At 64.4% G+C, this 26,720-nt stretch carries 24 protein-coding genes, 4 tRNA genes and 1 pseudogene; 12 read left to right on the top strand and 17 right to left on the bottom strand.

The annotated features are described in order from the left end of the window. The first annotated feature begins 139 nt into the window (after window positions 1-139). The 7 genes from C4901_RS08800 (at window position 140) to pstA (ending at window position 7,268) form a co-directional block, all read left to right on the top strand. Window positions 140-985 carry a formate/nitrite transporter family protein gene (locus tag C4901_RS08800; protein WP_110137009.1) on the top strand — a complete coding sequence of 282 codons (846 nt, stop codon included), beginning with the start codon at window positions 140-142 and terminating at the stop codon, window positions 983-985. A gap of 191 nt (window positions 986-1,176) precedes the next feature. After that, window positions 1,177-2,490, top strand: coding sequence for a YeiH family protein (locus tag C4901_RS08795; protein WP_110137008.1), 1,314 nt, complete (start codon window positions 1,177-1,179; stop codon window positions 2,488-2,490). Then, window positions 2,490-2,732, top strand: coding sequence for a hypothetical protein (locus tag C4901_RS08790; protein WP_145960672.1), 243 nt, complete (start codon window positions 2,490-2,492; stop codon window positions 2,730-2,732). Before C4901_RS08795 ends, C4901_RS08790 begins: the two co-directional genes overlap by 1 nt. A gap of 335 nt (window positions 2,733-3,067) precedes the next feature. Then, entirely contained in the window at window positions 3,068-4,165 is a 1,098-nt protein-coding gene (locus C4901_RS08785; protein ID WP_110137006.1) for an SDR family oxidoreductase, read from the top strand. A 152-nt stretch (window positions 4,166-4,317) separates the two neighbouring features. After that, a complete protein-coding gene (gene pstS, locus C4901_RS08780) occupies window positions 4,318-5,391 on the top strand; it encodes a phosphate ABC transporter substrate-binding protein PstS (RefSeq protein WP_205735904.1) in 1,074 nt (357 codons plus the stop codon). Window positions 5,392-5,443: 52 nt separating this feature from the next. Continuing rightward, entirely contained in the window at window positions 5,444-6,412 is a 969-nt protein-coding gene (pstC, locus tag C4901_RS08775; protein WP_110137004.1) for a phosphate ABC transporter permease subunit PstC, read from the top strand. Beyond that, a complete protein-coding gene (gene pstA, locus C4901_RS08770; protein WP_110137003.1) occupies window positions 6,396-7,268 on the top strand; it encodes a phosphate ABC transporter permease PstA in 873 nt (290 codons plus the stop codon). Before pstC ends, pstA begins: the two co-directional genes overlap by 17 nt. Before the next feature lie 255 nt (window positions 7,269-7,523). Here the strand turns inward: pstA and C4901_RS08765 are convergent, their stop codons facing one another. From C4901_RS08765 to rnr, 9 genes are all read right to left on the bottom strand, one after another. Further along, entirely contained in the window at window positions 7,524-9,113 is a 1,590-nt protein-coding gene (locus C4901_RS08765; RefSeq protein WP_168185640.1) for a bifunctional diguanylate cyclase/phosphodiesterase, read from the bottom strand. 92 nt (window positions 9,114-9,205) lie between these two features. Continuing rightward, window positions 9,206-10,552, bottom strand: a complete 1,347-nt coding sequence (gene radA / locus C4901_RS08760) for a DNA repair protein RadA (RefSeq protein WP_110137001.1) — start codon at window positions 10,550-10,552, stop codon at window positions 9,206-9,208. After that, on the bottom strand, window positions 10,549-11,616 hold the full coding sequence (gene alr, locus C4901_RS08755) for an alanine racemase (RefSeq protein ID WP_110137000.1): 1,068 nt from the start codon (window positions 11,614-11,616) through the stop codon (window positions 10,549-10,551). The genes radA and alr overlap by 4 nt, the downstream gene beginning before the upstream one ends. Next, window positions 11,613-13,007 (bottom strand): replicative DNA helicase, encoded by a 1,395-nt coding sequence (gene dnaB, locus C4901_RS08750; protein ID WP_205735903.1) that lies wholly within the window; start codon window positions 13,005-13,007, stop codon window positions 11,613-11,615. The genes alr and dnaB overlap by 4 nt, the downstream gene beginning before the upstream one ends. A 34-nt stretch (window positions 13,008-13,041) precedes the next feature. Next, complete coding sequence (rplI, locus tag C4901_RS08745) at window positions 13,042-13,491, bottom strand: 50S ribosomal protein L9 (RefSeq protein ID WP_110136999.1); 450 nt, start codon at window positions 13,489-13,491, stop codon at window positions 13,042-13,044. Window positions 13,492-13,502: 11 nt separating this feature from the next. Further along, window positions 13,503-13,730, bottom strand: a complete 228-nt coding sequence (gene rpsR, locus C4901_RS08740; protein WP_065971758.1) for a 30S ribosomal protein S18 — start codon at window positions 13,728-13,730, stop codon at window positions 13,503-13,505. 11 nt (window positions 13,731-13,741) lie between these two features. Further along, window positions 13,742-14,143 (bottom strand): 30S ribosomal protein S6, encoded by a 402-nt coding sequence (gene rpsF, locus C4901_RS08735; RefSeq protein WP_110136998.1) that lies wholly within the window; start codon window positions 14,141-14,143, stop codon window positions 13,742-13,744. 62 nt (window positions 14,144-14,205) lie between these two features. Beyond that, entirely contained in the window at window positions 14,206-15,003 is a 798-nt protein-coding gene (rlmB, locus tag C4901_RS08730; RefSeq protein ID WP_110136997.1) for a 23S rRNA (guanosine(2251)-2'-O)-methyltransferase RlmB, read from the bottom strand. Further along, on the bottom strand, window positions 14,996-17,239 hold the full coding sequence (rnr, locus tag C4901_RS08725; protein WP_110136996.1) for a ribonuclease R: 2,244 nt from the start codon (window positions 17,237-17,239) through the stop codon (window positions 14,996-14,998). Before rnr ends, rlmB begins: the two co-directional genes overlap by 8 nt. A gap of 45 nt (window positions 17,240-17,284) precedes the next feature. Between rnr and C4901_RS08720 the strand changes: the two genes are divergently transcribed. After that, window positions 17,285-17,371: transfer RNA gene (locus tag C4901_RS08720), tRNA-Leu, on the top strand. Window positions 17,372-17,402: 31 nt separating this feature from the next. Here the strand turns inward: C4901_RS08720 and C4901_RS08715 are convergent. The 5 genes and pseudogenes from C4901_RS08715 to C4901_RS19340 all read right to left on the bottom strand — a co-directional run. Next, window positions 17,403-18,698, bottom strand: coding sequence for an adenylosuccinate synthase (locus C4901_RS08715; protein ID WP_110136995.1), 1,296 nt, complete (start codon window positions 18,696-18,698; stop codon window positions 17,403-17,405). Between the two features lie 7 nt (window positions 18,699-18,705). Then, entirely contained in the window at window positions 18,706-19,887 is a 1,182-nt protein-coding gene (locus C4901_RS08710) for an ATP phosphoribosyltransferase regulatory subunit (RefSeq protein ID WP_110136994.1), read from the bottom strand. Between the two features lie 31 nt (window positions 19,888-19,918). Then, on the bottom strand, window positions 19,919-20,788 hold the full coding sequence (hflC, locus tag C4901_RS08705; RefSeq protein WP_110136993.1) for a protease modulator HflC: 870 nt from the start codon (window positions 20,786-20,788) through the stop codon (window positions 19,919-19,921). Beyond that, on the bottom strand, window positions 20,785-21,702 hold the full coding sequence (gene hflK, locus C4901_RS08700) for an FtsH protease activity modulator HflK (RefSeq protein ID WP_240611733.1): 918 nt from the start codon (window positions 21,700-21,702) through the stop codon (window positions 20,785-20,787). Before hflK ends, hflC begins: the two co-directional genes overlap by 4 nt. Window positions 21,703-21,801: 99 nt before the next feature. Beyond that, window positions 21,802-21,864, bottom strand: a pseudogene (locus tag C4901_RS19340) (protease modulator HflK N-terminal domain-containing protein); the annotation flags it as partial. Between the two features lie 496 nt (window positions 21,865-22,360). On the opposite strand from C4901_RS19340, the gene C4901_RS08695 reads away from it, so the two are divergent. After that, window positions 22,361-22,436: transfer RNA gene (locus C4901_RS08695), tRNA-Lys, on the top strand. Between the two features lie 409 nt (window positions 22,437-22,845). Here C4901_RS08695 and C4901_RS08690 read toward each other — a convergent pair. Then, window positions 22,846-22,919 (bottom strand) — tRNA-Cys (locus C4901_RS08690). A gap of 47 nt (window positions 22,920-22,966) precedes the next feature. Next, a tRNA-Gly gene (locus C4901_RS08685) sits at window positions 22,967-23,041 on the bottom strand. Window positions 23,042-23,224: 183 nt separating this feature from the next. On the opposite strand from C4901_RS08685, the gene C4901_RS08680 reads away from it, so the two are divergent. From C4901_RS08680 to C4901_RS08670, 3 genes are all read left to right on the top strand, one after another. Continuing rightward, window positions 23,225-24,577: an ISNCY family transposase gene (locus C4901_RS08680; protein ID WP_110135573.1), complete on the top strand. Its 1,353-nt coding sequence runs from the start codon at window positions 23,225-23,227 to the stop codon at window positions 24,575-24,577. A gap of 54 nt (window positions 24,578-24,631) precedes the next feature. Next, complete coding sequence (locus C4901_RS08675) at window positions 24,632-24,826, top strand: Druantia anti-phage system protein DruA (RefSeq protein ID WP_110135574.1); 195 nt, start codon at window positions 24,632-24,634, stop codon at window positions 24,824-24,826. A 433-nt stretch (window positions 24,827-25,259) separates the two neighbouring features. Next, on the top strand, window positions 25,260-25,793 hold the full coding sequence (locus C4901_RS08670; protein WP_110136991.1) for an HPP family protein: 534 nt from the start codon (window positions 25,260-25,262) through the stop codon (window positions 25,791-25,793). Between the two features lie 319 nt (window positions 25,794-26,112). Here C4901_RS08670 and C4901_RS08665 read toward each other — a convergent pair whose 3' ends face one another. Next, window positions 26,113-26,646 (bottom strand): DNA-binding protein, encoded by a 534-nt coding sequence (locus C4901_RS08665; RefSeq protein ID WP_110136990.1) that lies wholly within the window; start codon window positions 26,644-26,646, stop codon window positions 26,113-26,115. Window positions 26,647-26,720: the final 74 nt, after the last annotated feature.

The following is a 26,720-nucleotide window of genomic DNA, read 5'->3' as shown; positions in this document are numbered from 1 at the left end:
GATGTGTCGCAGGATTGCGGCCTCGCTACGCGCGTCTCCATCCAGGCATCCCAAAGAGGCCTGGGGCGCGAGCGCCATTCCTGATGGTGGCGGATTTAGATAGTCTGAACATGAAACCCACGAAAGGAGCGGTTATCCCATGTGTCCAGACCCGGAAAATAAGCCAAATACCCTGAAGCTTGACCGCAACGAGCTGAAAAAGACCCAGGAGCGCGTCACGATCTCGGTGGGCGTGGTCCACGAGGTGATTCGCGAAGAGGGGGAGCAGGAACTGCAGAGGTCGATCCCGGCACTCGCGTGGTCGGGTCTCGCGGCCGGTCTTTCCATGGGTTTTTCAATGCTCGGCGAGGGCATGATCTATCATGGGCTGCCGGCCAGTTCGTGGCGCAAGCTTGTGGCGGGCCTTGGGTATACGCTCGGCTTTATCATCGTCGTCCTCGGGCGCCAGCAGCTGTTCACGGAAAACACCCTGACCCCGATCCTGCCGCTCATGCAGGATTTGACGTGGCGCAAGTTCGCGCGGGTCATGACGCTGTGGGCCACGGTACTTGCCACCAACCTCCTGGGGGCCCTGCTGTTTGCTTGGGCGATCGCCGACACCTCGCTCTTCAAGGCCGGCATGCAGCATACATTGACCGTGCTTGGCCATCACGCCTTGCGCCCCTTTGCGCCGATGTTTCTCGGGGCCGTGTTCGCGGGCTGGCTGGTTGCACTCATGGTGTGGTTATTGCCGGCCGCGGAGACCGCGCGCGTCGTCATCATCATGCTCTTGACCTATGTCATCAGTGTCGCCGGCTTTCCGCACCTCATCGCAGGCTCCGTGGAGGCGTTCTATCTGGTCTTGCGCGGTGGCTTGTCCTGGCCCGGGTACTTCACGCAATTCATGATCCCGACCTTTCTCGGCAACGTCGTCGGCGGCGTCGTCTTGGTAGCAGCCTTGAATCATGCCCAGGCCACGGCCGGCACGCCGCCCCCGGACAAATAAGCCGCCACAAAACCAGTTCGCGCACCGCGCCCTATGGGCTGCCCGTTTGTCGTATATCAAGGCGCCCCGCGAATTTCAGGTCATACCTCGATAATGGGCTGGTGTGCCGGCTGGGCGGCGCGCACAGAGGGAGAAAGCGGCCCCCGCTGCCACGCGAACATTGACTATAAAAAAGAGCGGAGGGAGGGGAGATGCTGAAAACGGAGGATTTTTGGGCCACGGTCATTGGGCTTTTGGCCTTGCTTGGGGTATGGATGGCGTGGCAGGCGGGTTCGCCGCTTGCGCAGATGGTGGCCTTGAACACGGCGGGGCTCCATTGGCAAACCTGGGGCGTGTTGCTCGCCTTCTTCGATCACCAATGGGATGCGGTATTGCTACAGCCCATTGTCTTTTCCCTATTTCTTGCCATACCCGTGATCTTTCTCAATCTGGACCTTGAACGCTTCCTGCTGGGATTCTTGGTGTTGTTTCTGCTGGCCTTGGCGACGTTTTCGATATCCGGCTGGGCGCAGTCCGCGCGCTTCGAACTTGAGCCGCCGGTCGTGGCGCTGCTCCTGGGTCTTGCCATAGGCAACCTGGTGGTGATTCCCGATTGGATGAAGCCGGCCTTACGCGTCGAGCTCTACCTGAAGACCGGGATCGTCCTGCTCGGCGCCACCTTTCCCCTCTCACTGCTCTTGAGCGCTGGACCGGCGGCATTGATGCAGGCGGCGGTCGGCACGATCCTTACGGTCGGCGCGATCTACGGCCTTGGCCGTTGGTGGGGCCTAAGTCACGGCCAAGCAGCAGTCCTGGGAACCGGCGCCGGCGTCTGTGGGGTATCGGCGGCCATGGCCGCCGGCTCGGCGGTGGAGGCGCGACGCCAGGAGATCTATCAGGCGATATCGCTGGTCATCCTGTTTTCGCTCGCCTGGGTGGTGGTGCTTCCCCAGTTGGCGGTCTTCTTCGGGCTCACGCCGGGGCAAGGGGGCGCCTGGATCGGGACATCCGAACTCGCCGATGCCGCCGGTATGGCGGCGGCCAGCAGTTTCGGGGCCATGGTGGGCCATGCCGATGTCGTGATCAAGGCGTTTACTTTGACCAAGGTGATCGGACGCGACGTCTGGATAGGTCTATGGGCGATCTTCTGGACATTCACCACCACTTGGCATCGCTCGCCGGGGGCGAGGCCTTCATCTCCCGATCCCAGCAGCGCGCATGCCTGGTGGCGGCGCGTGCCCAAGTTCGTCATCGGCTTTTTGCTGGCCGCGGGCGTCATGAGCCTCCTCACCTTGCAGATGACGTCCGCGCTTCGCCATGATCTTCTGGTGCCCCTGGTGGGCCTGCGCACATGGGCCTTCACGCTTTGCTTTCTTGCGATCGGATTGAACACCCGGTTTCGCCAGATGTTGGCCGTGGAGCGCCGGGTGGTGCTCGTATTCTCCGCGGGCGTCGTCTTCAATCTCGCCGTCGGTTATGTCCTGTCTACGATCGTGTTCGGGAGCCAATGGGCGGCCTTGCGTTGATGTCCGCGGGCTGCACCGGCTGCCGGCACTGGACCACCGGCCGCGAGCTGGAGCGAGAGGGTCTGTTCCCGGGTCTGCTCGTATTATCGTCCGGCACGAGCAGCCTCGCGGCGACCTACGGCTATTGCGCCTTGCGGGATCGACTGACGTCCTGCGACCTGCCGATGCCGTGCCGGGAGCCGCGTGTGGCGGTCTCGGCCGCGGCCCCGGTGAGGCACGGGAGGCGTGAGCCCCAAGCATAGCCCCGCGCCTTGGCTTCGTCGCGGTCCCTCATGCGCGGGTCGCCCCGCCCTATCGTTCGGCGTCCATCCCTAAGGCGGATCAATGCCGGCGGCGGTATCGGTACAATAGCGATCGAGCGCGCGACCGGAACCTCATGGGGCCTTCGCGAGGGCCCACGGTGTCGTTACGCGCAGGGGTCGTGATGGTCCGTATGCCGCGGCGACCAGGCTGTATAGGGGGATCACCAGCCCCCGGTCGGGTGGTTGCGGGCGCTGTCGGCCCTCGCCTTCCCCGCTACCGTGACGGGGCCTGCGTCTTTTACCGAAACACCTCTCTTTTCCGACCAGGAGGACATATGGCAAACACTCAGGATGTGGTCGTCATAACGGGCGCAAGTGCCGGGCACGGCCGTGCCGTGGCCCGTGGTTTTGCCCGCCAGGGTGCGAAAATCGGCCTGCTGGCGCGGGGACGCGAGGGGCTTGAGGCCGCCAAGCGGGAGGTGGAGTCCCTGGGCGGTCAGGCGCTCGTGGTGCCAACCGACGTCTCGGATGCCGACCAGGTCGAGGCCGCCGCGCAGGCCGTCGAAGCGGAACTCGGACCAATCTCGGTATGGGTCAATAATGCCATGGTCTCGGTCTTCTCACCGGTCAAGACGCTGCGCCCCGAGGAGATCGCGCGCGTCACCGAGGTCACCTATCTCGGCTATGCCTACGGTACGATGGCGGCCTTGCGCCGTATGCTGCCGCGTGACCGCGGTGTCATCATCCAGGTCGGTTCGGCGCTCGCCTATCGCGGCATCCCTCTGCAGGCCGCGTATTGCGGGGCCAAGCACGCGATCGAGGGTTTCACTGAGTCGCTACGCACCGAGTTACTCCACGACAAGAGCCGCGTGCGTGTGACCATGGTCCAGATGCCCGCCATGAATACGACACAATTTTCTTGGTCCAAGAATAAGATGAATCATAATCCTCAACCTGTTCCTCCGATTTATGAGCCCGAGGTCGCGGCCCGCGCGGTGATCTGGGCGGCGCGCCACGATCGTCGCGAGATCGATGTCGGGGGCTCGACCGTGGCCGCCATTCTCGCCAACAAGATCGCGCCAGGCCTCCTGGATCATTATCTGGCGCGCAACGGTTATCGTTCACAGGAAGCGCCCGGGCCGGTCGATCGCACGCGTCCCGACAATCTCTGGCGACCGGTGCCTGGGGATCATGGTGTTCATGGCCCGTTTTCCGATCGCTCGATAAGCCGCAGCCCCGAGGTCTGGACGACCCTGCACCGCGGCACGATCGCGGTCGTGGCGGGATTGGGTCTGGCGCTGGCGGGACTGTCCGCGGGCCTGCGGCGCAGCCGACGTAGCGCCACGCAGACCGATCGTCCCGTCATCGCCCCCGCCACCCGCGGTGCGGGCGATGAACACGGCGCGCGCCTGCGCGAGTTGCCGGCGGTGTGAGAACGTGGGCGGCGTTTGCCGCCCATGGGGTGGTGGCAATGCGCGGGGATTGGGTTAAAATGGCGCGCGCGATGCCTGTCATGGGGTTGTCATGAATCCTCCGTAGGCTTCACGGCAATCCACCAACCCTAGAGGCAGCTATGTTAAAAAGAATGAGCAGGTCCCCGTTCCATGCCGTGCTCGGGGGGTCGGTACTCGCGCTGGCGGTTGCCGGTATCCTGAATACCCCGCAGGCGTTCGCGCGCACGGTCAATGTGACCGAGACCGGCTCCACCTTGCTCTATCCATTGTTCAATCTGTGGGTGCCGGCGTACACGCGTAGTCACCCGGGTGTGCGCATCACGACCCAGGGGACGGGGAGCGGTACCGGGATCTCGGAGGCCACATCGGGTGTCGCGCAGATCGGCGCGTCGGATGCCTACATGAGCAATATGCAGGTCAAGCAGAACCCTGCGATCTTGAATATCCCGCTGGCCATCTCGGCGCAGACGATCAACTATAACATTCCCGGACTGAACAACGTCCATCTGAAGTTGAGTGGCCCGGTCCTGGCCGGTATCTATGACGGCCAGATCCGTTACTGGAATGCCCCGGCGATCGCCAAGTTGAACCCGGGCCGGCACCTGCCGCACCACCTCATCACCCCCATTCACAGAACCGATGGTAGTGGGGACACGTTCATATTCAGTCAGTATTTGTCGTTTTCGACACCGTACTGGAACTCGCATGTGGGTTACGGCACCACCATCAGCTGGCCGGCGGTGCCGGGCGGCCTGGGTGCGCTCGGTAATCCGGGAATGGTGCAGGCCGCCGCCCAGACGCCCTACTCCATCGCCTACATCGGCGTGAGTTTCACAAAAGAGGTGGCGCGCGCGCATCTTGGCACCGCGCTCCTTAAGAATCGTGCGGGACACTTCCTGCTACCCACCAGGAAAACCGTGGGCGCGGCGGCCGCCGAGCTCGTGAACAAGACCCCGGCCGACGAACGTATCAGCCTCGTGTTCGCGCCCGGGGCCGAGTCCTATCCCATCATCAATTACGAGTACGCCATCGTCAACGACCATCAGCCGAGCGGCGTCATGGCCACCACCCTGCGCGAGTTCCTGTCGTGGGCGGTGGATACTCATGAAGGCAACGCGCGCAAGTTCCTGCGCCAGGTGCACTTCATCGCATTACCGCCGCGTATCTCGGCGCTGAGCCGCAAGCAGATCGCCAAGATCCATTAAGGGAGCCGATCGCCGGGGCCTTGTAGGGGCCCCGGCTTTCTCTGAGAGCCTCATGACGCTTCGACCATTTCGGATCATACTTGTACTCGTCACAAGCCTCATACCGCTCGCCCTACTCGCCGTCCTCGTCTTTCTTGCCCGTTACTCCTGGCCAGCCCTGACATTCAATGGCTGGCATTTCCTTACCGGCCACACCTGGAGCCTCGGGAATCTCTATGCCGATCCCGTGAAGCGACGTGGTGTACTGGTACCCATTGGCGCGAACTACGGCATTCTCGTATTCATCGTGGGAACGCTATTGACGTCGGCTATCGCGCTCGTCATCGCCATTCCCGTGAGCCTCGGTGTGGCGGTATTCCTGGCCGAAGGCCTGCGTAGCCGCCGTCTGAAGGCCCCGTTGTCGTTCGTAGTCGAGATGCTGGCGGCGGTACCGAGCGTCGTCTACGGCCTGTGGGGCTATGCGGTACTCACACCGCTCGTGGCCCATACCCTCGGGCCCGGACTGCGGGCGGTGCTGGGTTTCGTGCCATTCTTCGCGGGGCCCATCGGGAGCGGATACGGCCTGCTCGCCGCATCCATCGTGCTTGCACTCATGGTCGTGCCCATCATTGCCGCCACCGTGCGCGACGCCCTGGCCCGGGTTCCATCGGAGACAAAGGAGGCCGCGTATGCGCTGGGCGCCACGCATTTTGAGGTGGTGCGACGCGCCATGTTGCCGGCGGTGCGCGGCAACATCATAGGCGCGGGCATCCTTGGCTTAGGCCGCGCCCTGGGGGAGACCATGGCGGTCCTTATGGTGAGCGGCGGTGCCCTGAATTACTTTCCGGGCAACATCTACAGCCCGATCACGACCATGGCCTCGTTCATCGTTTCCCAATTGGACAGCGCCATGCAGGATCCGACCGGGATGGCCGTCAGATCGTTGGCGGAGATCGCGCTCATACTGTTCATTATTTCGGTCGTCACCAATATCATAGCGCGCCTTCTTACCGGGACCTCGCGTAATGCCTCACCCGTTTAAGTTGTCGCGCATCGCGCGCCGTAAGGGTCTGTCCGGTCTTGGTTGGGTCTTGGCGGCGGTGTCTTTCGTGCTGGTCGCAGCCCCGTTGCTCGACATCCTCTACACCGTCATCCGCAAAGGCCTATCGGCGCTGTCGCTCACGCTCTTTACGCAGGTCACGAACGGCATATCGGGGGGCCTGCTCAATGCCATCACCGGCACGCTGGTCCTGGTGTTCGGGGCCCTGGTCTTTGCCGCCCCGGTCGGCATCCTTGCCGGCATCTATCTCTCCGAGTTCGGACGCGGCCGGTTTGGTCGCACCGTGCGTTTCTTGGACGATGTCCTGGCCGGGGTCCCATCCATTGTCCTCGGGTACTTCAGCTACGTTACGCTCGTGATTGGCATGGGTTGGCAGTTCTCGGTACTCGCCGGGTCTCTGACGCTTGCCATCATGGTCGTCCCTTACGTCGCGCGTTTCACCGAGATATCGTTTCTTCAAGTCCCAAATGGACTGCGCGAGGCGGGCTATGCCTTGGGGTTTCGCGAGCTCACGGTCATCACGCGCATTGCCCTGCCGCTTGCGCTTCCGGGGATACTGACCGGGGTCCTGTTCGCCATTGCCATCGCCCTCGGTGAGACCGCCCCCCTGATCTACACGGCCGGCTGGTCGAATTTTCTGTGGAATGGAAAGCTCGTTCACGAGCCGATCGGCTACCTCACCTATGTCATCTGGAGCTTCATCAACCAACCGTATCGGTCGGCGCATGCGCTGGCATTCGCTGCCGCCTTCCTCGTGATCTTGATGGTATTGCTGGTCAACGTGGGGCTTAGCGTCATCCTGCGCCGCACACGGCCGCTCGGGCCCGGGCAGCGCTGAGGGCAACGGGCCGGCCCTGCATCGCACCGGCGCATAACCTCAGACGGCTTCTTAGGAAGTTATCGTAAGCAGCCGATTTAAAAGAGTATCGTGAGCGTAGAACCGAAGGAGAAGCCGCGTCTGGTCGGGCGGCGTGCGGGCGTGAGCCGCCCATCACAGCGCGCCAGCGGGACCCTCGCCCCTCCTGTCCCGGGTGGGCCCGCCCACGGCCTGTATATCGACACGGAGTGTGCCAGTTTTAGCGGGTTGAGGGCGTCACTCGCCCCGGCTCGTGACGGGCATGCGAGCGGCTGCCATCTCGAGTGCCGGCCGCCCGAAGTAGAAGCCTTGCGCCCAATCCACGCCATGATCGCGGGCGATCCCCGCGAGTTCCTCGTCTTCGATCCCTTCGGCTATCGTCAGGATGCTGAGGTCCTTGGCGATGCCTTGGATTCCTTTCAGGATGGAGCGCGCCCGTTCGCTCGTGCGCGCGGCCTTCAAGAGCTCCATTTCGATCTTCAGGAAGGAGATGGGGAGCGTGGTCAAATAAAGAAACGATGAATAGCCGCTCCCGAAATCGTCGATGGCGAGCCGTGCGCCTATATCGAGCAAGGGCTGCAGGGCGTGCAGGGCGGCCGCCGGGTCGCGCAACAACTCGCGCTCGGTGATCTCGATCACCAGCGGGTTGCGGCTGCCCGTGAGTTCGCCCAGTACGTCGCAGCCGCTAAACGCCGATGCCACTTGCGCAAGTAGCTGGCGTTCTTGCAAAAGTGCCGCCGAGACGTTGATGAACCGCAGACGCCGGTCACCCTGAAGGCTCTGAACGCGGCAGCGCTCAAGGGCCTGCTCGATGAGTGCTTGATCGATGCGGCTCACCAACCGAAGATCGGTGGCGGCCCCCATGAACTGGTCGGCGCCTAGTACCTGTCCATGCGGCAAGACGATGCGCGCCAGCCCCTCCTCGGCGATCGGCTGGCCGGTCTGCAAGTTCACTATGGGCTGATAGGCGGCATACACGCGGCGATCACTTAGGGCCGATTCCACCTCGGCCCCGAGTCGGCACAGTCCGATCTTGTTGGGGCGCGCCGCGATCACCGTATCGCGCCCCCGATCCTTGGCCTCCTGCAGCGCCGATGTCGCCTGGCTGATCGCGTCCCGCAGGCTGTGACTGGTCTCCGGGAACGAGGCCGTACCGGCGGTCAAGGTCACGCCGAGCGGCCTCCCGCTCATCCCGAAAGGCCCTCGCGCCACGTGATCGAGCGCCGCGCGCGCAAGAAGGAAGGCCTCGCCAATGCCCATGTCCGGCACGAACACCAGGTATTCGTCGCTACCAAATCGCGCCATGTGCGCGCTCCGCGGCAACGCCGATGCCAGCTGTCGTCCGACATCCGCCAAAAGCGCGTCGGCGGCCTCCGCCCCATGACGGTCGTTCAGTATGCGAAACCCGTCGATATCAAAGAGGACAAGGCTGTAAGGCCGATCATCGGCGCTGGCAATGAGGCGCTCCAGGGTCCGCAGAAAGGTGGCGCGCGGGGCGTGCGGCGCGGGCAGGGCGTCGCCCCCGACCAGCAAACCGACGCGGCGTCGCAGTACGCGCCACCGCCATACCGCGAGCGACCCGCCGATGACCACGGCGCTGGCCTGTATTGCGAGTCCATACCAAAACGCGATCTTGGCGCCCAGCAAGTCGATCCAGGGGGCCGCCAGCAGCGCGCGCGCACCCGGCCCATCCGCTCCCATTCTCATGATATGGGCCGCCAGGGCGAACCCGAGTCCTGCCAACGCCGCCAGGGCCCCGGCGAATGCCGGCGCGAGGGGCTGATAGGCCTTGAGCAGGGGTCGTTGGCGCGCGTTTGTCGCCCACATCCCCGATGGTTTCGGCCGCCTGCCGTGATTTGTCATGAGTGCCATCTCGCGACTCTCCCGCTACGGCCGGTCCCCCGGGCCGATTCCCCGTTCTATTCGTTCAAAAACTGTGCCAGTGCTTCACTCAGCTGCCGGGCCCCGAATACTGCAATGTCACCATGCGCCGCGCGTTTGGACACGTTCGCGGCCGGGACGATCGCGCGCTTGAAGCCAAGCTTCGCCGCCTCCCGCAGTCGTTCCTGGCCGCGGGGTACCGGGCGCATCTCGCCGGCCAGCCCCACCTCCCCAAAGACCACGAGATCACGGGCCACCGGGCGGTCCGTGAGGCTTGAGGCGCAGGCCAGCAGGACGGCGAGATCGGAGGCGGTTTCGGTGACGCGGACGCCGCCGGCGACATTCACGAATACATCGTGACGCCCGGTGGCATGCCCGCCGTGGCGATGCAACAAGGCCAGCAGCATGCCCAGGCGCTGGCCATCGAGCCCCAGGGCGACACGACGCGGGTTGCCTCCCGGGCTCTCGTCGATCAAGGCCTGGACCTCGACGAGCAGCGGCCGCGTGCCCTCTTGCGTCACCAATGTGACGCTCCCGGGGGCATTATGGGCGTCCTGACGGAGGAACAGCGCCGAGGGATTGGTCACCTCGCGCAGGCCGCCTTCGGTCATCACGAACACGCCGATTTCGTTGACCGCCCCGAAACGATTTTTGATGGCGCGGATCAGGCGATAGCGGCTGCCGCTGTCGCCCTCGAAGTATAAGACCGCGTCGACCATGTGTTCGAGCACCCGGGGTCCGGCCAGTTGCCCTTCCTTGGTCACATGTCCGACCAGAAAGAGCGCCGTGTCGGATTCCTTGGCGTAGCGTACCAGCGTGGCGGCCGCCTCGCGCACTTGGGCGACGCTGCCCGGGGCCTGCGCGAGGTGCGGCAGATAGACGGTCTGGATCGAGTCGATCACCAGAACCCGCGGGGTTTCCAGGCGCGCCTGGGCGATGATTGCCTCGACATTGGTCTCGGCCAGCAATTTCATGCCCGGTGCCAGGAGCCCAAGCCGGCGGCCGCGCAGGGCCACCTGTGCGGTCGATTCCTCGCCGGTGACATACAGGGCGCTCAGGTTCGCGCTCATGGCCGCCAGGGTCTGGATGAGGATCGTCGATTTGCCGATACCGGGATCGCCACCCAACAGTACCACCGAGCCCGGCACCACTCCTCCGCCGAGCACGCGGTCGAGTTCTTGCAGGCCGGACGGCCAGCGCATCACGCCCTCGCAGTGCACCTCCGACAACGACATCGCGCGCTTGCCGCCCGCGGGGACATCGGCCGGGGCGGGGGCGCCCATCGCCACCATCGTGTTCCAGGCGGCGCAGGCATCGCATCGTCCGGCCCACTGGACCGAGCGCGCCCCGCACTCACGGCACTGGTAGTAGCTGCGCGCCTTCATGGGCACTCACGCCGGGGGAGCCGTTGCGTAAGACCGCAGAGCAGGGTGTATGGGATGGTCCCGGCGGCGCGTGCCACCTCTTCGACCGGCAAGCCCTGTCCCCACAGGATCACTTCATCGCCGACCTCTGCCCCGGCCACGGCGCGCAGGTCGATCGTCAGCATGTCCATCGAAACCCGCCCTATGACCGGCGCGCGCTGACCGCGCACGAGCACCGATACCGCGGTATGGAATTCGCGGGGATAGCCGTCGCCGTAACCCACGCCCACGACCCCCACCGGCATATCATGCGGGCAACGGTACACGCCGCCATAACCGATCGCGTCCCCTTCACGGCGGTTGCGGACGCTGATCAGGCGGCTGCGCAGGGTCATGACCGGTTTCAAACGGGTCGGCGTCGAAGGATCCGGGGCGAGCGGTGAGGCCCCATAGAGCATGAGGCCGGGGCGTACCCAGTCGGCGTGCGCCGCCGGCCACCGCATGATTCCCGCGGAATTGGCAAGGCTGCGTCGCAAGCCCGGAAACGCGAGTCCCGCGAAGCGCTCGATCTGGAGCCGGGTGGCCATCGTGTCGGTCTCCTCGGCGCATGCCAGATGGGACAGCAGGCCAAGTCGCGCGATGCACGGCAAGGCCGCGAGCTCGGCCACCACGGCGGGTATCTCGGCCGGCTCGAAGCCGAGGCGATGCATGCCGGTGTCGACCTTGATCCATACATCGCAGCGCCGCTCGCCGCGCATACCCTTCAAGGCCCCGATCTGATAGTGGTCATGGACCACCGGCGTCAGCCGCTCGCGCAGGATCACGGGGATTTCGGCGGCATCGAAAAATCCCTCCAGCAGACAGATCTCCTGACGGATGCCCGCCTCGCGCAGCTCAAGCCCCTCCTCCAGACTCGCCACCCCGAAGGCGTCGGCCTCGGCAAGGGTCTTCGCCACCCATATCAGTCCATGGCCGTAGCCGTTGGCCTTGACGATGGCCATGACCCGCGCCCCGGTCAGGGCCCGCACCTCGGCCAGGTTATGGCGAAGGGCCGCGGCGTCCAGCGAGGCGCATGCCGGCCTCATGCATAGGATCCATCATAGGCATGGGCATCGGCATGGTTTTCGAAACGCGTGTACTCCCCGAGATAGGTGAGTCGGGCCTTTCCGATCGGTCCGTTGCGTTGCTTGCCGATGATGATCTCGGCGGTCCCCTTGTCCTCGCTCTCCTCGTTGTAGACCTCATCGCGATAGATGAAGAAGATGACGTCGGCATCCTGTTCGATGGCCCCGGATTCCCGCAGATCCGACATCACCGGACGCTTGTTGGGGCGTTGTTCCAGGGATCGATTCAGCTGCGACAAGGCCACGAGTGGAACATTAAGTTCCTTTGCCAAGCCTTTGAGAGACCGGGTAATTCCCGATATTTCCGTGGCTCGGTTCTCGGTGCTTTCCGAGGCCTGCATGAGCTGCAGATAGTCGACCACGATGAGCCCCAGACCATGTTCGCGCATCAACCGCCGGGAGCGTGCGCGCAGCTCCATCGGGGTGAGCGCCGGGGTGTCGTCGATGTACACCGAGGCCTCCGCCAGCATACCCACCGCCGATGTCAGCCGCGGCCAGTCCTCGTCCTCGAGCTTCCCGGTGCGCAGCCTGTGGGCGTTTATGCGCCCCAAGGATGACATGAGGCGCATGGCCAGTTGTTCGCCCGGCATCTCCAGACTGAAGATCGCCACCGGGAGTTTCAGGCCCACGGCGGCATTCTCGGCGATATTGAGCGCGAACGCAGTCTTGCCCATCGATGGGCGCCCGGCCACGATCACAAGGTCGCCAGGTTGAAGGCCCGAGGTCATATTGTCGAGGTCGGTAAATCCGGTGGCCACGCCGGTGATCGTGGAGTTCGAGCGAAACAGGGTATCGATACGGTCGACAGCGGCGGTCAAGAGGGTCTTCAGGGGCCGGAAGCCCCCGCGGCGACTGCCGCTTTCGGTGATCGCGAACACCCCGCGTTCAGCGTAGTCGAGCAATTCGACGGCGCTGCGGCCCTCCGGTTGGTAGGCCTTGTCGCCGATATCGTTGACCACTTCAATCAGGCGCCGCACCAAGGCGCGTTCGCGCACGATGTCGGCATAGGCCTGGATATTGTTGGCGCTGGGGGTGTTTTCCGCCAGCGCCCCCAGATAGCCAAGCCCGCCCACCGCCTCCAGGGGACCGGCGCCGAGGCGCTCGCTCACGGTCACGATGTCGACCGGCCGCCCGTCTTCGTGAAGGCCGGCTACGGCCGCGAAGATGATCTGGTGTTCGCGCCGATAGAAATCGACTTCGGAGATACGATCGGCGATACGGTCCCAGGCCCCGGCATCGAGCAAAAGCCCGCCCAAGACCGCCTGTTCGGCCTCCAGGGACTGCGGGGCGACACGCACTCGCGGTTCCACGCCGCCGCGGATGCGCGGAGCGCCCGCGGTCTTATCGGTCATGGTCCACCCCCCTCGGCGGCCGTGGCCGCCGGTCCTAGGATTCCGCGACGACTGACACGATGATGGTGGCCGTCACCTCGGAATGCAGGCTCACCTGCAGCTCGTGATCCCCCACGGTCTTCAGCGGCCCATTGGGCAGCTCGATCTCGGCCTTGGTGATCTCGAAACCGGCAGCGACCATGGCCTCGGCGATATCGGATGTCCCCACCGACCCGAAGATGCGGCCCTCTTCCCCGGCCTTGCGGACCAGCTGTATGGTGAGCCCGCCGAGCCGTTCGGCACGCGCCCGCGCATTCGCCAGCTGTTCTTGCTGACGCCGCTCGCGTTCCGCGCGCTCGGACTCGAAGCGCGCCTTGTTCTCGGGCGTGGCGCGCACCGCCTTACCCTTCGGGATCAGGAAGTTGCGCCCGAAGCCGGGCTTCACGGTCACCTGGTCGCCGAGGTCGCCGAGATTCCGGATTTTCTCAAGGAGAATGATCTGCATGGGCGCGTTCCTTAGTTGTGCGCGTCGCTATATGGCAAAAGCGCGAGATGCCGGGCGAGTTTCACGGCACGCGCGAGCTGACGCTGATAGCGGGCCTTGGTGCCGGTATTCCGGCTCGGGATGATCTTGCCGGTCTCGGTGATGTAGGCCTTCAGGGTCGCGAGATCCTTGTAATCGATCTCGACTGTGCCTTCGGCAGTAAACTTGCAGAACTTCTTGCGGCGAAAAAAGCGCGACATGGACTCTCTCCTTAGGCCGAGGTCTCGGCGGTGTCCCGCTCGGCCCCGTCTTCGTCACTACGCGCCCGCACCGGTCGTGCCGGCGCTGCGTCCTGGTTTTCCTTGGCCAGCGGTGATGGCGCGGTGACCGCCTCGTCGCGCGCAAGCGTCAGTGTCCGGATCACGGCATCATTGAACTTGAACGCGGTCTCGAGCTCGGCCAGGATCGCTGGCGTGCATTCGATGTTCATGAGCACGTAGTGGGCCTTGTGGACCTTGCTGATCGGATAGGCGAGCTGGCGCCGACCCCAATCCTCGAGCCTATGGATGCGGCCGTCGCCGCCTTCTATGAGCGAGCGATAGCGCTCGATCATGGCGGGTACCTGCTCGCTCTGGTCCGGGTGGACCAGGAACACGATTTCATAATGACGCATGATGGCCCCTTATGGCTGTAAAGCCTGTGACCCATTGCCACAGGCAAGGTGCGGGCGCCATTCTAGTGATTTATGGGGGGTAACGCAATTTCCGGGGAGCGGGTCTTGGCGGCAGCCCGTGCGCGCACGCTTTCATAAAGGCACAGCCCGGTGGCCACGGAGACGTTCAGGCTCTCGGTGTGCCCGTGCATGGGGATGCGTACCAGCACATCGCAGGCCTCCCGGGTCAGGCGCCGCAACCCCGATCCCTCCCCGCCCAAGACCCATGCGGTGGGGGTCGGCGGCGGGCTGTCGTGCAGGGAGGTTTGGGCATCGGCGGCCGCGCCCACCACCCACAACCCGGCCTCTTTCAGTGCGCGCAAGGTCCGCGCGAGATTGGCCACTTCGTAGAGCGGCAGACGTTCGGCGGCCCCGCACGCCGCGCGCGAGGCGACCGCCGACAGGGGCGCGCGGGCATGTCGTGGCACGATCACGAGATCCACCCCCGCGCCCTCGGCGCTACGCAGGCAGGCCCCGAGGTTGTGCGGATCCTGCACCCCGTCCAAGACTAGCACCAGGGGCTGCGCCAGACGTCCTAGATGGGCCATGAGATCCTCTTCGCGCGCGCGCTCCACGTGTCGGCGGCGCGCCAGCACCCCTTGGTGCGCGAGCCCCGGGGCCATGCGGTCGAGGGCCGTGCGCGGGCTCTGGCGCACCAGCACGTGCGCCGCGCGCGCCAGGGCCACGATACCGTGCATGCGCTCATCGGACCGCTCCTTGGCGATCCATACGCAATCGACGGTATCGGGATGGGCCTTCAGGGCCGCCGATACCGCGTGCGGGCCCGCGATCAGCTCCGCGAACGCGCTATCGTCAGCCACGGCGCGATCGGCGGCGGCGCCTGGGGCGCGCAGCGCCGTCGGGGCGCGCCGCCCTCTCTGTGGTCTGCGCGATGAGTTCGAAATCGAGTTTGCCCTCGTCTATGTCGACGCGCAGCAATCGCACGCGTACGGCATCGCCGAGCCGGTAGTGTTGGCCGGTGCGCTCCCCGACCATGCGGTGATGGGCCGGGTCGAAGTGATAGTAGTCGTGGCCGAGCGAGGACACATGCACCAGGCCATCGACGTAGATATCGGCGAGTTCGACGAAAAGCCCAAAGGCCATCACCCCGCTCACCACCGCGTCGAACTCCTGCCCGACCTTGTCGGCCATATATTCGGTCTTCAGCGAGCGGATCACATCACGCGTGGCGTCGTCGGCGCGTCGTTCGGTCTGCGAGCAGTGTTCGCCAAGGGCTTTCATCGACATGTCCGGGACGCGCGCCGGTGTTTTCCCGAGCGCACTCTTGATGGCGCGGTGCACGATGAGGTCCGGATAGCGACGGATCGGCGAGGTGAAATGGGTGTAATGCTCGTAGCCCAGGGCGAAGTGGCCGATATCCTCGGGGCCGTACATCGCCTGGCTCAGGCTACGCAGGAGCAGCGTCTGCAGGAGTCGCCCCTCGGGGCCGGGTGGGGCCTGCGCGAGCAGCGCCGCATAATCCTTCCCGCTCGGCTTGTCGCCACCACTTAGCTCGAGCCCCATCTCGAAGAGCATGACGCGCAGATCCTTCAGTTTCTGCGCTGTCGGTCCGGCGTGCACCCGAAAGAGCGCCGGCGCGCCCTGATCGATGAGAAATTGCGCGGCACAGACATTGGCCGCCAGCATGCATTCCTCGATGAGCTTATGGGCATCATTGCGCACCAGCGGTTCTATGCGCTCGATCTTGCGGTTGGCGTCGAATACGATGCGGGTCTCGGGCAACTCGAAGTCGACGGATCCGCGTTTCGCACGGGCGCCATGCAAAACCCGGTAAAGGCCGTAGAGGGCCTCCAGGGCCGGCATGAGCGCAGCGCGTTCCGGCGCCGCCTGGGCGGCGCCGGCAAGCAGGGAGGCGACCTCGGTATAGGTGAGGCGCGCGCGGGATCGCATGACGGCCTCGAAAAAGCGATATTTCTTGAACTTGCCGTATCGGTCCAGCTGGATTTCGCAGGCCATGCAGAGCCGATCGACATCGGGGTTCAGGGAGCACAGGCCGTTTGACAGCACCTCGGGGAGCATGGGGATCACGGCCTTCGGGAAATAGACCGAATTTCCGCGCGCCCGGGCCTCTTCGTCGAGCGCGGTGCCGGACCTCACATAGTACGACACATCGGCGATCGCGACCACGAGCCGCCAGCCTCCGCGGTTCTTCTCGCAATAGACGGCATCGTCAAAATCGCGTGCATCCTCCCCGTCTATGGTGACAAGCGGCAGGTCACGCAGGTCTTCCCGGCGCGCCGCCTCCGCGGCGTCTATGGTGGGCGCAAGACCGGCCACCTGGTCTTGCACGGCTTGGCCGAACTCATGCGGGAGATCGTATTTGCGTAGCGCGATCGCGATCTCCATCCCCGGCGCGTCGCGATCGCCAAGTACCTCGATGATGCGTCCGACAGGCGGGCTCTTGGCGGTCGGCTGCTCCAGTATCTCGCAGACCACGATCTCGCCGGCGTGAGCGGTCATCGCCCCGGGGTCGTCGCCGAGCATGATGTCGCGCCCGATACGGCGATCGTCGGGGGTTACGAACGCCACCCCGCGCTCCTCGCGGTAGCGCCCCACGACCTGCTTCTGAGCGCGCTCCAGGACCTCCACGATCAGGCATTCGCCGCGTCCGCGGGCGTCGAGGCTGGCCACATGGGCCACCACGCGGTCGCCGTGCAGGACCTTGCGCATCTCGCGCGCCGGTATGAACAGGTCGTCATTGCCATCTTCGCGCGCCAGGAATCCGAAGCCATCCGCATGGCCGATCACGCGCCCCTGGATGAGATCCATGCGCTGCACCAGGCCATAGCGCCCGCGACGATTCTTCAGGAGCTGGCCATCACGTTCCATGGCGCGCAAGCGCCGCCCGAAGGACTCGACATCCCGTTCGCCGCGTACCCCCAGGTCTTCCAGCAGCTGGCGTAGCGGGACCGGCTCATCCTGTGATCCGAGATAGGCCATGACGGCCTCGCGGCTCGGCACGGGAAACTCATAGTTCTGGGCCTCTCGCTCGGCCTCGGGGTCGTGGAATTGTGGGGGATCGTTTCGCGTTGACATCGTGTCCTGTTCTCGGTAGAGTCGCCGGCCTTGAAGCCATGCCGGGCCGGGGTGGCGGAATTGGTAGACGCGCTAGCTTCAGGTGCTAGTGGGGGTAACCCCGTGGAGGTTCAAGTCCTCTCCTCGGTACCAAGTCCGGCGTGCGCTTATAAGCTAAAGCCCATTATTCCTGAAATGGATCACGTACCACGATGGTCTCCTCGCGATCCGCGCCGGTCGATATGATGTCGATGGGCGTGCCGGTCAGTTCCTGGAGCCGATCGAGGTAGCGCCGGGCATTGGACGGTAATTCCTCGAGGCGGCGAATTCCGACCGTCGATTCGCCCCATCCCGGCATCTCCTCATACACCGGCTGGCATCGCGCCAGGGTCTCGGCCGCCGCCGGAGGCGTTCCACGACGCTTGCCGTCGACCTCGTAGGCGACGCAGATCTTCACCGTATCGAGGCCGTCCAGGACGTCGAGCTTGGTGATGCAAAGCCCCGAAAACCCATTGATCTGGCGCGCGCGGCGCACGGCTACGGCATCGAACCATCCACAGCGACGCTTGCGACCGGTGGTGGCGCCGAATTCCTGGCCGCGATCACCGAGCCGATCACCGACGGCGTCGAACAGTTCCGTGGGAAACGGGCCGGCCCCGACGCGCGTGGCGTAGGCCTTGGTGATTCCGAGCACGTAATGGAGCACATGCGGGCCGACGCCGGACCCGGTGGCGGCGGCACCGGCGCTGGTGTTCGAGGAGGTTACGAACGGATAGGTGCCGTGATCGATGTCGAGGAAGGTGCCCTGCGCCCCTTCAAAGAGCAGGGATTCACCACGCGCCTTATGAGCGTCGAGGGCCTCCGGGACATCACAACAGATCTTCGCGAGCCGGTCGCGATAACCCATGATCTCGGCCAGCGTGTCTTCGTAGCTTACCGTCGGGGCATGGAAGAAGTGCTCGAGGGTGAAGTTGTGATAGGCCATCACATCCTTCAGTTTTGCGGCAAACGAGGTCTCATCAAAGATATCTCCAAGCCGCAGGCCGCGCCGCGAGACCTTGTCTTCGTAGGCCGGCCCGATGCCGCGGCCCGTGGTCCCTATGGCGGCGGCGCCCCGCGCGCGCTCGCGGGCGACGTCGAGGGCGATATGGTGCGGCAGGATGAGCGGACAGGCATCGCTGATCTTCAGGCGGTCAAGGACCGGGACTCCGGCTCGTTCCAGGGCCACCACCTCATCGAACAAGGGCCCTACCGCAAGCACGACGCCGTTCCCTATGTAGCATCGGACATCGCGCCTCAGGATTCCCGAGGGTATGAGGTGCAGGACTGTCTTTTGGCCGGATATGACCAGCGTATGGCCGGCGTTATGACCGCCCTGAAAGCGCACGACCGCGGAGGCGCGCTCGGTCAGGAGATCGACGATCTTGCCCTTCCCTTCATCCCCCCATTGGGTACCGATTACCACGATGTTCTTTGCCATGTCTCGCCTAACGCCTCGCTACGACCGTCCACCGGCCGTCTTGTTGTACGAGCTCGCGATCGCAGCCCGTGTCCCGGTCCTGTTCCGCGCCCTCACGCAAAATTTCGATCACCCTCTCGCCGCGCGCGCGCAACGCGCGCACCGCCTCGCGCAAGGCCTTGTCATCGCAGCACGGCGCGAGGATTGCGGGCGGCGCCTGGGCGGGCTCATCACGCAGTTTGAGAAGCAGCCGCAGATCGGCGCTGAATCCCACCGCCGGCCGTGACCGCCCGAAGGCGTGCCCGATCTCATCGTAGCGCCCACCCTGCGCGATGGCCTGTCCATAGCCTTCCACGAAGGCCGAGAACACCACGCCCGTGTGATAGCCATAGCCGCTCAGCTCGGCGAGATCGAAGTGCCACTTGATGCCGGGATGGGCCTGGTCGACCGCCCGCCACATGGCCTTAAGGTCAGTGAGGGCGACCCGGACCTCCGGGCCGGCATCGGCCAGCATCGCCTCCAGCGCCATAAACTGCGCCTCGGCCCCGTGAAGATCGATCAATGCCCGCAGGTGGCGGTCGCTGCGCGCAGGCAGCGTGAGGTCCGCCAGGATCGCATCGACCTCGGCGCGCGACCGGCGCCGGAGCGCCTCGTGGAGCTCCTGCTCGACCGCCTCCTCCATGCCCGCCTCGCGCGCCAGGGCACGATACACGCCTACGTGACCAATATCCACATGAAGACTGGAAAAACCGGCGCACTCGAGGAGCGCCAACATGAGCCGCAGGACCTCGGCATCGGCGCGCGGCCCTGATTGTCCGAAGAGTTCCGCGCCGATCTGCCAGGGTTCGCGCGCCCCCCCGAATTCATCGGGGCGCGTGCGCACCACCGGCCCCAGATAACAAAGTCGCACCGGGGTATCACGGCGCAGGTAGTGGGCATCGATGCGCGCAGCCTGTGGCGTCATGTCCGCGCGCAGGCCCATGAGCCGACCTGTCAACTGATCCGTGAGCTTGAAGGTCTTTAGGTCGAGTTCATGTCCGACGCCCGTGAGTAGGGATTCCAGATACTCCACGAGCGGCGGCATGACGAGGTCATAGCCCCAGCTGTCGAGGAGGTCCAGCAGTCGCCGACGGACCTGCTCGGCGTGGCGCGCCGCCGGCGGCAATATTTCTTCCACTCCCACAGGCAAAAGCCAGCGATCGCGCCTCATGCGCGCGCCTCGTGACGGCTTGCCGGGATTGTCATTTTGCATAGGGCCCCTGGTTTTTCAGAAAACGCAGAAATCCGCTGTCGGGACCGATGACGAGGGTCGTTTTCCGGTTGGCGAAGCTCCGCACGTAGGCGCGCAGACTCTTGTAAAACACGAAGAAACGCGGATCGTGACCATAGGCCTTGGCATAGATCGCGGCGGCGTCGGCCTGCGCGCGGCCGCGTATGACCCCCGCCTTCTCGTAGGCCTGAGCGAGAATCCGGGCGCGCTTGCGGTCGGCCTGTCCACGTGCCACCTGCGCCTTGGCCATGGCGCGCGCCTCGATGCGCGCGGCGCGGGTCAGCTGATCGGATGCCATGCGTTTGTCGATGGCGTCGACGACGCGATCTCCAAGCCCTAGACGCTGAATGCGCAGATCGATGATCGCAAGCCCGTAGCGCGCGGCCTGCGCATCCACCACTTTCGTCAGGGACCCAAGGCCCTGGCCCGTGAGCACCTGGGTGAGCGTGCGCCGTGCAAAAAATCGTCGGAACCCGGTCACCGCCGCCTCACGGATGCGTTCCTCGGCCTTATGTCGCGACCCTCCGGTGCTGGTCAGGTAACGGCGGAAGCTTGCGATCCGATACTCGACGAAGGCGTCCACCAGCACCTGTTTGCGGCCTTTGGTGAGCAGGGCCTGTGGCTCCACGCGCAGGTTCAAGAGTCGGGCATTGAAGATATGCGCGTTTTGCACAAACGGTATCTTGGCATGCAGTCCGGGTCCCACGCGGCTTTGGACGATCCGCCCAAAGGTCGTGACCACGGCATATTGCCCGGCGTCGACCTCGTAGAGCGTGGCATCGAGGAGCACGACCACGAAGGCCAGCGCCGCGGCAAACGGCCAAAGGGCGCGCGTCCTCATCGTTTGTTCCCGGCACCCGCCGGCGCGTGTCCCGCCAAGACCGGTGGTTTCGCGGGTGACGCCATCGGCACATTGACCACGGTCTGGCTGGTCCCCGACACCATCACCTTATGCGCCTTGCGGTAGACATGCGCCATGGCGTCTATCAAAAGCCGCTCGCGGGTCACGAGCGGCGCGCGTTCATAGATCTTGTCGAGCGCCAAAAAACGCGCCGAACGCGCGCGCGCCTTGGCCATGACGTGCGCGCGATAGATGTGGGCCTTGTCAATCATGGCCACGCCATCGGCGCTGGCCTTGGGGAGTATGGAATCGGCATAGGCCTGTGCCTCGCTTGCATATCGCTTGGCATCCTCGCGCGCGCGCACCACCTTCCCCAGCGCCGCGAGCACGCTTTTCGGGGGGGTCGCCTTCTGGATCTTGATGGCGACGATGTGGACACCCGCCCCATAGCGATCCAATAGACCCTGTAATCGCGCCTTGACCGTTGCCGCGAGCTGATGGGCGTCATGCGTCAGGATGGCGTTTGACGAACTGTCGGCCACGGCCTGACGCATGACCGCCTCGGCGGCGCGGGCGATGGTCTTGCGGGAATGGTCGACATTGAAAAGATAATGACGAGGATCGACGATCCGATACTGGACCGCGAATTGCAGGCGCATGATTCCCTGGTCGCCGGTCAGCATAGCCGCCTCGGCGGGCGCCGGTTCTCCTTCGTAGAGCTTGGACATCGGGCGGTACCCGACCGCCACGACATGGATCTGGCGGATACTGACGACCTGGTCACTTGCCAACGGCGCCGGCCAGCGCCAATGGGCGCCAGGGCGCGTGACGCGCACCGCCTGGCCGAATTGCAGCAAGACCGCGCGGTCGCCCTGGGGTACGCTGTAGAAGCCTGTCACCAACCAACCCGCCATGACCGCAAAGGCCGTGACCCCGAAAATCCAGGGGGGCGGCGCACCCCTGTGTCGTCGCAGCCGGCGCCACAGACGCTGGATGATGGCGTCGAGGTCAAAAGGCCCGGAGGCGCCCCTACGCCCCCATGGATCCTGGCCCCTCCCCGGATCATTCCATCCCACGTATCGGTTTCCCCGCTCGGCCGTATCGACAAACGCGCTATTCTAGGCGTCCCGCCCCGGCACGGCAACAATAGCGCGGCTTCCCTCGGGATCGCATGTCGGCGGTGCGGGCGCGAAGGGCCTCGCGCGGCGCCTGGGCAAACGGCTCAAGTGCCGCGCCCGCACCGTAGTCGCGGATGTTCCGGGTGATGGCGAATGACCCTCTGGTATATATCCTCCCCCATGGTTCGAGGGCATTTGCGGTGGCCGCTGCATCGAAAGGTCGGCCGAAAGGGACCATCGACGGGCGCCCGCGTGGACATCGGGAGGCGGTGCGGGCTTGCGCGCACGATTACGGCCCGCCCGGCCTTTCCAATGCCTGTCGGCCTTCCTTGTCGTGACGAATGCTGAGGGTTTTCCGGATCCATGGGGGGCGGTCCCCGAGGGGTCCGGCGCGGTCTTTTTGTCGGGGTGTCTTGCCGTCTGCCAAAAAGGTTTTATACTGCGCGGGTCATATGGGCCGTTAGCTCAGTTGGTAGAGCAGCTGACTCTTAATCAGGTGGTCCCAGGTTCGAGCCCTGGACGGCCCACCAATCCCCCCATTGGGCGTTGCGGCCCTCAAGCCCAAACCCGGCCTTAGCGAAGCGTATCGGATCGCATGCCAGGCGGGAGGGCAGCTCATGTCTCTGGCCACGGTCTCGCGCCCCGGCAATGACTCGAGGCGCTCCCGTCGTGCCTATCTGGCGTGGTATGGACGGTTTCGCAAGATCTGGGCTGATCGCCCAGAGTCCTGGCGCCGGACCCAGGCCTGCGGCCGAGAGGGCGCCGCACCCGACATGCCTGGGCGCGCGCAGCCTCTCATCCCCATTCCAGACTGTGCGGATTGGCCAAGAGCCCCGGGGCGGCAAGCCCTTCGGTCACGAAATCTGCCCTGCTTGTCGCAGATTCCTGGGTCGATCACCTAGGACAGGGATGCCGGGCGCTATTGACGGTATCGAGATTTGGAGGCTGGGGCCGGAATCGAACCGGCATTGACGGCTTTGCAGGCCGCTGCATCACCACTCTGCCACCCAGCCTAGGTGGTTATATAGGACGGGGGACCCGGTTTTCAGGGTAAGGGAGGTGGAGCGGGAAACGAGATTCGAACTCGCGACCCCAACCTTGGCAAGGTTGTGCTCTACCACTGAGCTATTCCCGCAGACCGATGCATTGTAAACGGGCCTGCGGCTCTGTCAAGCCGAACCTTGGACGATCAGCAGTTCTAAATGTAGGAATGATTGTCAATACCGGGTCACGGCCATGAACCGGTATGTCCGGGGGCTGGACAAAAGTTACGGTTCACGGTATAAAGCGCTGGGTCATAATATTCAGCGAGCAGAGCTTGGCTTTTCCGTTAGTTGGGAGCCCCCTTGATTTTAAGGGATTAGTGGCCTCCCTCAGGGAGTTGATGCAGCGGTTCCCGGACAAGCGGACGGGAAAGAACTGCGTCTACGCCATGGAAGACGCGGCCTTGGCGGCCTTTGCCGTGTTCACTATGCAAAGCCCTTCGTTTCTAGCCTATCAGAGGACGATGAAACAGACCAAAGGCCAGAGCAACGCGCACACGCTCTTTGGCATGAACCTGATCCCGACTGACAACTGCATCCGCAACCTGCTGGACCCGGTGGCGCCCAGTCATGTCACCCCCCTATTCGAACAGACATTCGAGGCACTGAACGCGGGCGGCCATATTGACCCTTTTCGCGTTTCTCTCTCCTCATCCCAGAACGGTGCCGGCCAGCTGCTGATCGCCCTAGACGGGACAAGCTATCACCATTCTCATACCGTCCATTGCCGGCAGTGCACGAAGATCGAACACAGGAAGGGCGAGGTCAGCTATCAGCACACGGTGGTTACACCGGTCGTGGTGTCTCCCGAACGCAACCAGGTCATCGCGCTGGCGCCGGAATTCGTGACCCCCCAGGACGGTCACGACAAGCAGGATTGTGAAACGGCGGCAGCCAAGCGGTGGCTTACCGCCCATGGTGCCCGCATCAAAGCGCTCAACGCGACGATTCTGGGCGACGACTTGTATAGCCGCCAGCCGATGTGCGAAACCGTCTTGGGCCTGGGACTCCATTTCCTTTTCGTGTGCAAGCCGAGCTCCCACGTCACGCTCACCGAATCGATCAAAGATCTCACCGCCCAGGGGGCTATACAGACTCACCAGGTCCTGCGCCGCAAGGGCAAGAAAGCCTGGACTGACACCTATCGTTTCGTCAACCACGTTCCCTTGCGCGAGGGCGACGATGCCCTAGCGGTCAATTGGCTGGAGTTGACCACCCAAGACGCCGCGGGCAAGCAGACATACCAGAACGCCTGGATCACCCAGCATGCACTCGATAAAGCTCATGTCGCGAAAGTCGCTGAAGCGGGCCGCGCGCGCTGGAGGATCGAGAATGGCAACAACAATGTTCTGAAGACCAAGGGGTACCATCTTGAACACAATTTTGGGCACGGCAAGAAGTATCTCTCCTCGCTGCTGTGCACCTTCAACCTGCTGGCCTTCCTGCTGCACACTTTCCAGGAAATAACCAACCAAAAATACCGCGTGTTGCGCGCGACCCTCCCCACCCGCAAAAGCTTTTTCGACAGCATTCGGGCGCTCACAACTTTTATGTGTTTCGACAGTTTCGAGGCCTTGCTCGACTTCATGCTGCGGGGTCTCGACATCGACGCGCCCGACAGCAGTTGAGGGCCGCCATGGAACCCATTCGATTGGCAAACCGCCTACGGCGTCCGCCCCCTTTTGGCTGAGACCTTTGTTGATCCCACACGCTTTACGGGCCACTGCTACCGCGCGGCCCACTGGATCGACGTCGGTCTCACCACGGGCCGCGGCCGTGAGGATCGCCATCACGAACGCCATGGGGCAAGCCCCAAGCGCGTCCTGGTCTACCCGCTGGTGCCCGATGCCCGACAAAGGCTCCTGCAAGCCCCGTAAATTCTTAAGCGGACGCCCCCATTCGAGGCGGAGCCAGTTCACATTGAGAATTGCTGTTGGACGATCGTTGCGACAGTTCCGTTCCCGGACGGGTTCGCGGGATGGATCGCCGATCTCCCAGGGTCTTGCCCTGACCGCCGCCGGCGATGTCTCCGCAGATCCGACCGGCCAAGCGCACGGTCTGCGATCCCTGGGTGTCGTTGGGGCATCGCGTCCCCGCCGGCGCCGCGCCCTGGACCGGCGGTCAAGATCGTGCCAGCACCCGCTCCGCACCCGGCCGGACAGTGCGTGGTAACCGGATCGGATGCCGATCGATTCTTTCGGGTACGCGATCCCCGGCGAAAGCCGACGCCAAGGGCTGACGCCCTGCGCCATGGTCTGCCGGTACACTGGCACGGTCGAGGTATGCGTGGACGCACAAGGAGCCAAAGAGATGCCTGATTCGTTGCACAGCCTGCAGCCAGGGTCCGCGCATACCGGGCGGCAGCGACGTCGCCTGGGGCGACGTCATGAGCTCATGCTCGCGCTTTTGCCCACGCTCACCATTCTCAGTGTATTTGCCCTTGTCGATGCCTTCAGCCGCCAACGGCTGCTTTTTGCATCGCTGGCCTCGAGCGCCTTTCTCATCTATCTGGATCCCGAACACGGCACCAATCGCGTGCGCACAGTGGTTGTCGCCCAAACCCTGGCGGCCGTGTCCGGTTGTCTTTTCTATTCCTGGCTCGGGGGCGGTTACCTGTCCGGCGGTCTCTCCATGACGTTGGCGATCGTCGGCATGGTACTGCTCGACGCGGTTCACCCGCCGGCCGTGTCCACGGCCTTGAGTTTTGCGTTTCGCACCGGCAAGGTGAGCAATCTGGCCCTGTTCATGCTGGCACTCGCCATGGTGGCCGTACTTGTCATCCTACAGCGCCTCACCCTCGTTCTGACGCTTCGCGGCCGGGCTGATGGGACGCACGCGCCATAAATCGCTCGCCGCCACCTTAGCGGAGATGCGCGCGTCGCGCGGCGATGCCGCAGCCATCGCCGCGCATGGCTTTCCGCCGCCCCACCCCTGACCCCGGGTCTGGCGCAATCCCCCCCGCCTGAACGTGCCCGTCTCGGATATCGCGCAGCTATCGGCACGCGCGCATGACGCGCGCTACCGGATACCATGGTCGATAGGGACTCGAGAGTTGTGATATCGGGATGGTGCCCGCGCCAGTCGCGGCGGGTTGTGTGGGGAGCGGACCTTCCGTCGTCCCGTGTTGCCGATCATAGCGAGATGCTCGCGTCGCGCACCGGTGTTACGTAGATCGTGAACGGGAGTGATCGCGCAGGGTGGTCTCCAATCGCGCCTCGACGTCTTCGAGGCGCGCAGCCGATGCCCCGAGCGATTCGCAAAGCCGCGCGATCTCAGCGGTGAGCGCGGCGACCGTCTCATGGGCCTTGCCCAGATGTTTGTGCAATTCCTGACGCTCGATCTCCAGGGCCGCGCACTGGCGTTGCGCGTCCTCGAGGGCCTCCTGCATCTCGCTCACATCCCGCAGGGCGGCCTCGCGGATGCGCTCGATGGTCTGCCCGGCCTCGCGCGCCGCGAACTCCCAGAGCACCGTCAACGATTCACGGGCCTTGCCCTCGACCGCCGGCGGCAGCGCAGCGGTCAGGCCCTCGGCCTTCCATTTGAGGGCCTTCCATTCCCCCAGATGCTGATTGATGGTCGTGAAACTGCCTTTACCGAGATCGCTGCGCACGATGGCCACCGTCGGGGCGATCCCTTGATCGGCCAGGCGATCGGCCACGGCAAAGACTTGCTCTCTTGTGATCCCTGTGCGCGGCATGGCCTATCCCCTTGCATCAATATTACGTTATGTTACATTATATAGTGTAATCGGTCACGCGTGGGCGTCGACCG

This window comes from Acidiferrobacter sp. SPIII_3, assembly GCF_003184265.1.
Taxonomy (GTDB): Bacteria; Pseudomonadota; Gammaproteobacteria; order Acidiferrobacterales; family Acidiferrobacteraceae; genus Acidiferrobacter.
The sequence above is the reverse complement of the archived record's forward strand: the minus strand, read 5'-3'. Positions and strand labels throughout refer to the sequence as shown.

Excerpts from the sequence above, each read along its gene's own strand:
- C4901_RS08800 (WP_110137009.1), top strand. The coding sequence starts at position 140 with ATGTGTCCAGACCCGGAAAATAAGCCAAATACCCTGAAGCTTGACCGC.
- C4901_RS08795 (WP_110137008.1), top strand. The coding sequence starts at position 1,177 with ATGCTGAAAACGGAGGATTTTTGGGCCACGGTCATTGGGCTTTTGGCC.
- C4901_RS08790 (WP_145960672.1), top strand. The coding sequence starts at position 2,490 with ATGTCCGCGGGCTGCACCGGCTGCCGGCACTGGACCACCGGCCGCGAG.
- C4901_RS08785 (WP_110137006.1), top strand. The coding sequence starts at position 3,068 with ATGGCAAACACTCAGGATGTGGTCGTCATAACGGGCGCAAGTGCCGGG.
- pstS (WP_205735904.1), top strand. The coding sequence starts at position 4,318 with ATGAGCAGGTCCCCGTTCCATGCCGTGCTCGGGGGGTCGGTACTCGCG.
- pstC (WP_110137004.1), top strand. The coding sequence starts at position 5,444 with ATGACGCTTCGACCATTTCGGATCATACTTGTACTCGTCACAAGCCTC.
- pstA (WP_110137003.1), top strand. The coding sequence starts at position 6,396 with ATGCCTCACCCGTTTAAGTTGTCGCGCATCGCGCGCCGTAAGGGTCTG.
- C4901_RS08765 (WP_168185640.1), bottom strand. The coding sequence starts at position 9,113 with ATGTGGGCGACAAACGCGCGCCAACGACCCCTGCTCAAGGCCTATCAG.
- radA (WP_110137001.1), bottom strand. The coding sequence starts at position 10,552 with ATGAAGGCGCGCAGCTACTACCAGTGCCGTGAGTGCGGGGCGCGCTCG.
- alr (WP_110137000.1), bottom strand. The coding sequence starts at position 11,616 with ATGAGGCCGGCATGCGCCTCGCTGGACGCCGCGGCCCTTCGCCATAAC.
- dnaB (WP_205735903.1), bottom strand. The coding sequence starts at position 13,007 with ATGACCGATAAGACCGCGGGCGCTCCGCGCATCCGCGGCGGCGTGGAA.
- rplI (WP_110136999.1), bottom strand. The coding sequence starts at position 13,491 with ATGCAGATCATTCTCCTTGAGAAAATCCGGAATCTCGGCGACCTCGGC.
- rpsR (WP_065971758.1), bottom strand. The coding sequence starts at position 13,730 with ATGTCGCGCTTTTTTCGCCGCAAGAAGTTCTGCAAGTTTACTGCCGAA.
- rpsF (WP_110136998.1), bottom strand. The coding sequence starts at position 14,143 with ATGCGTCATTATGAAATCGTGTTCCTGGTCCACCCGGACCAGAGCGAG.
- rnr (WP_110136996.1), bottom strand. The coding sequence starts at position 17,239 with ATGTCAACGCGAAACGATCCCCCACAATTCCACGACCCCGAGGCCGAG.
- C4901_RS08715 (WP_110136995.1), bottom strand. The coding sequence starts at position 18,698 with ATGGCAAAGAACATCGTGGTAATCGGTACCCAATGGGGGGATGAAGGG.
- C4901_RS08710 (WP_110136994.1), bottom strand. The coding sequence starts at position 19,887 with ATGAGGCGCGATCGCTGGCTTTTGCCTGTGGGAGTGGAAGAAATATTG.
- hflC (WP_110136993.1), bottom strand. The coding sequence starts at position 20,788 with ATGAGGACGCGCGCCCTTTGGCCGTTTGCCGCGGCGCTGGCCTTCGTG.
- hflK (WP_240611733.1), bottom strand. The coding sequence starts at position 21,702 with ATGGCGGGTTGGTTGGTGACAGGCTTCTACAGCGTACCCCAGGGCGAC.
- C4901_RS08670 (WP_110136991.1), top strand. The coding sequence starts at position 25,260 with ATGCCTGATTCGTTGCACAGCCTGCAGCCAGGGTCCGCGCATACCGGG.
- C4901_RS08665 (WP_110136990.1), bottom strand. The coding sequence starts at position 26,646 with ATGCCGCGCACAGGGATCACAAGAGAGCAAGTCTTTGCCGTGGCCGAT.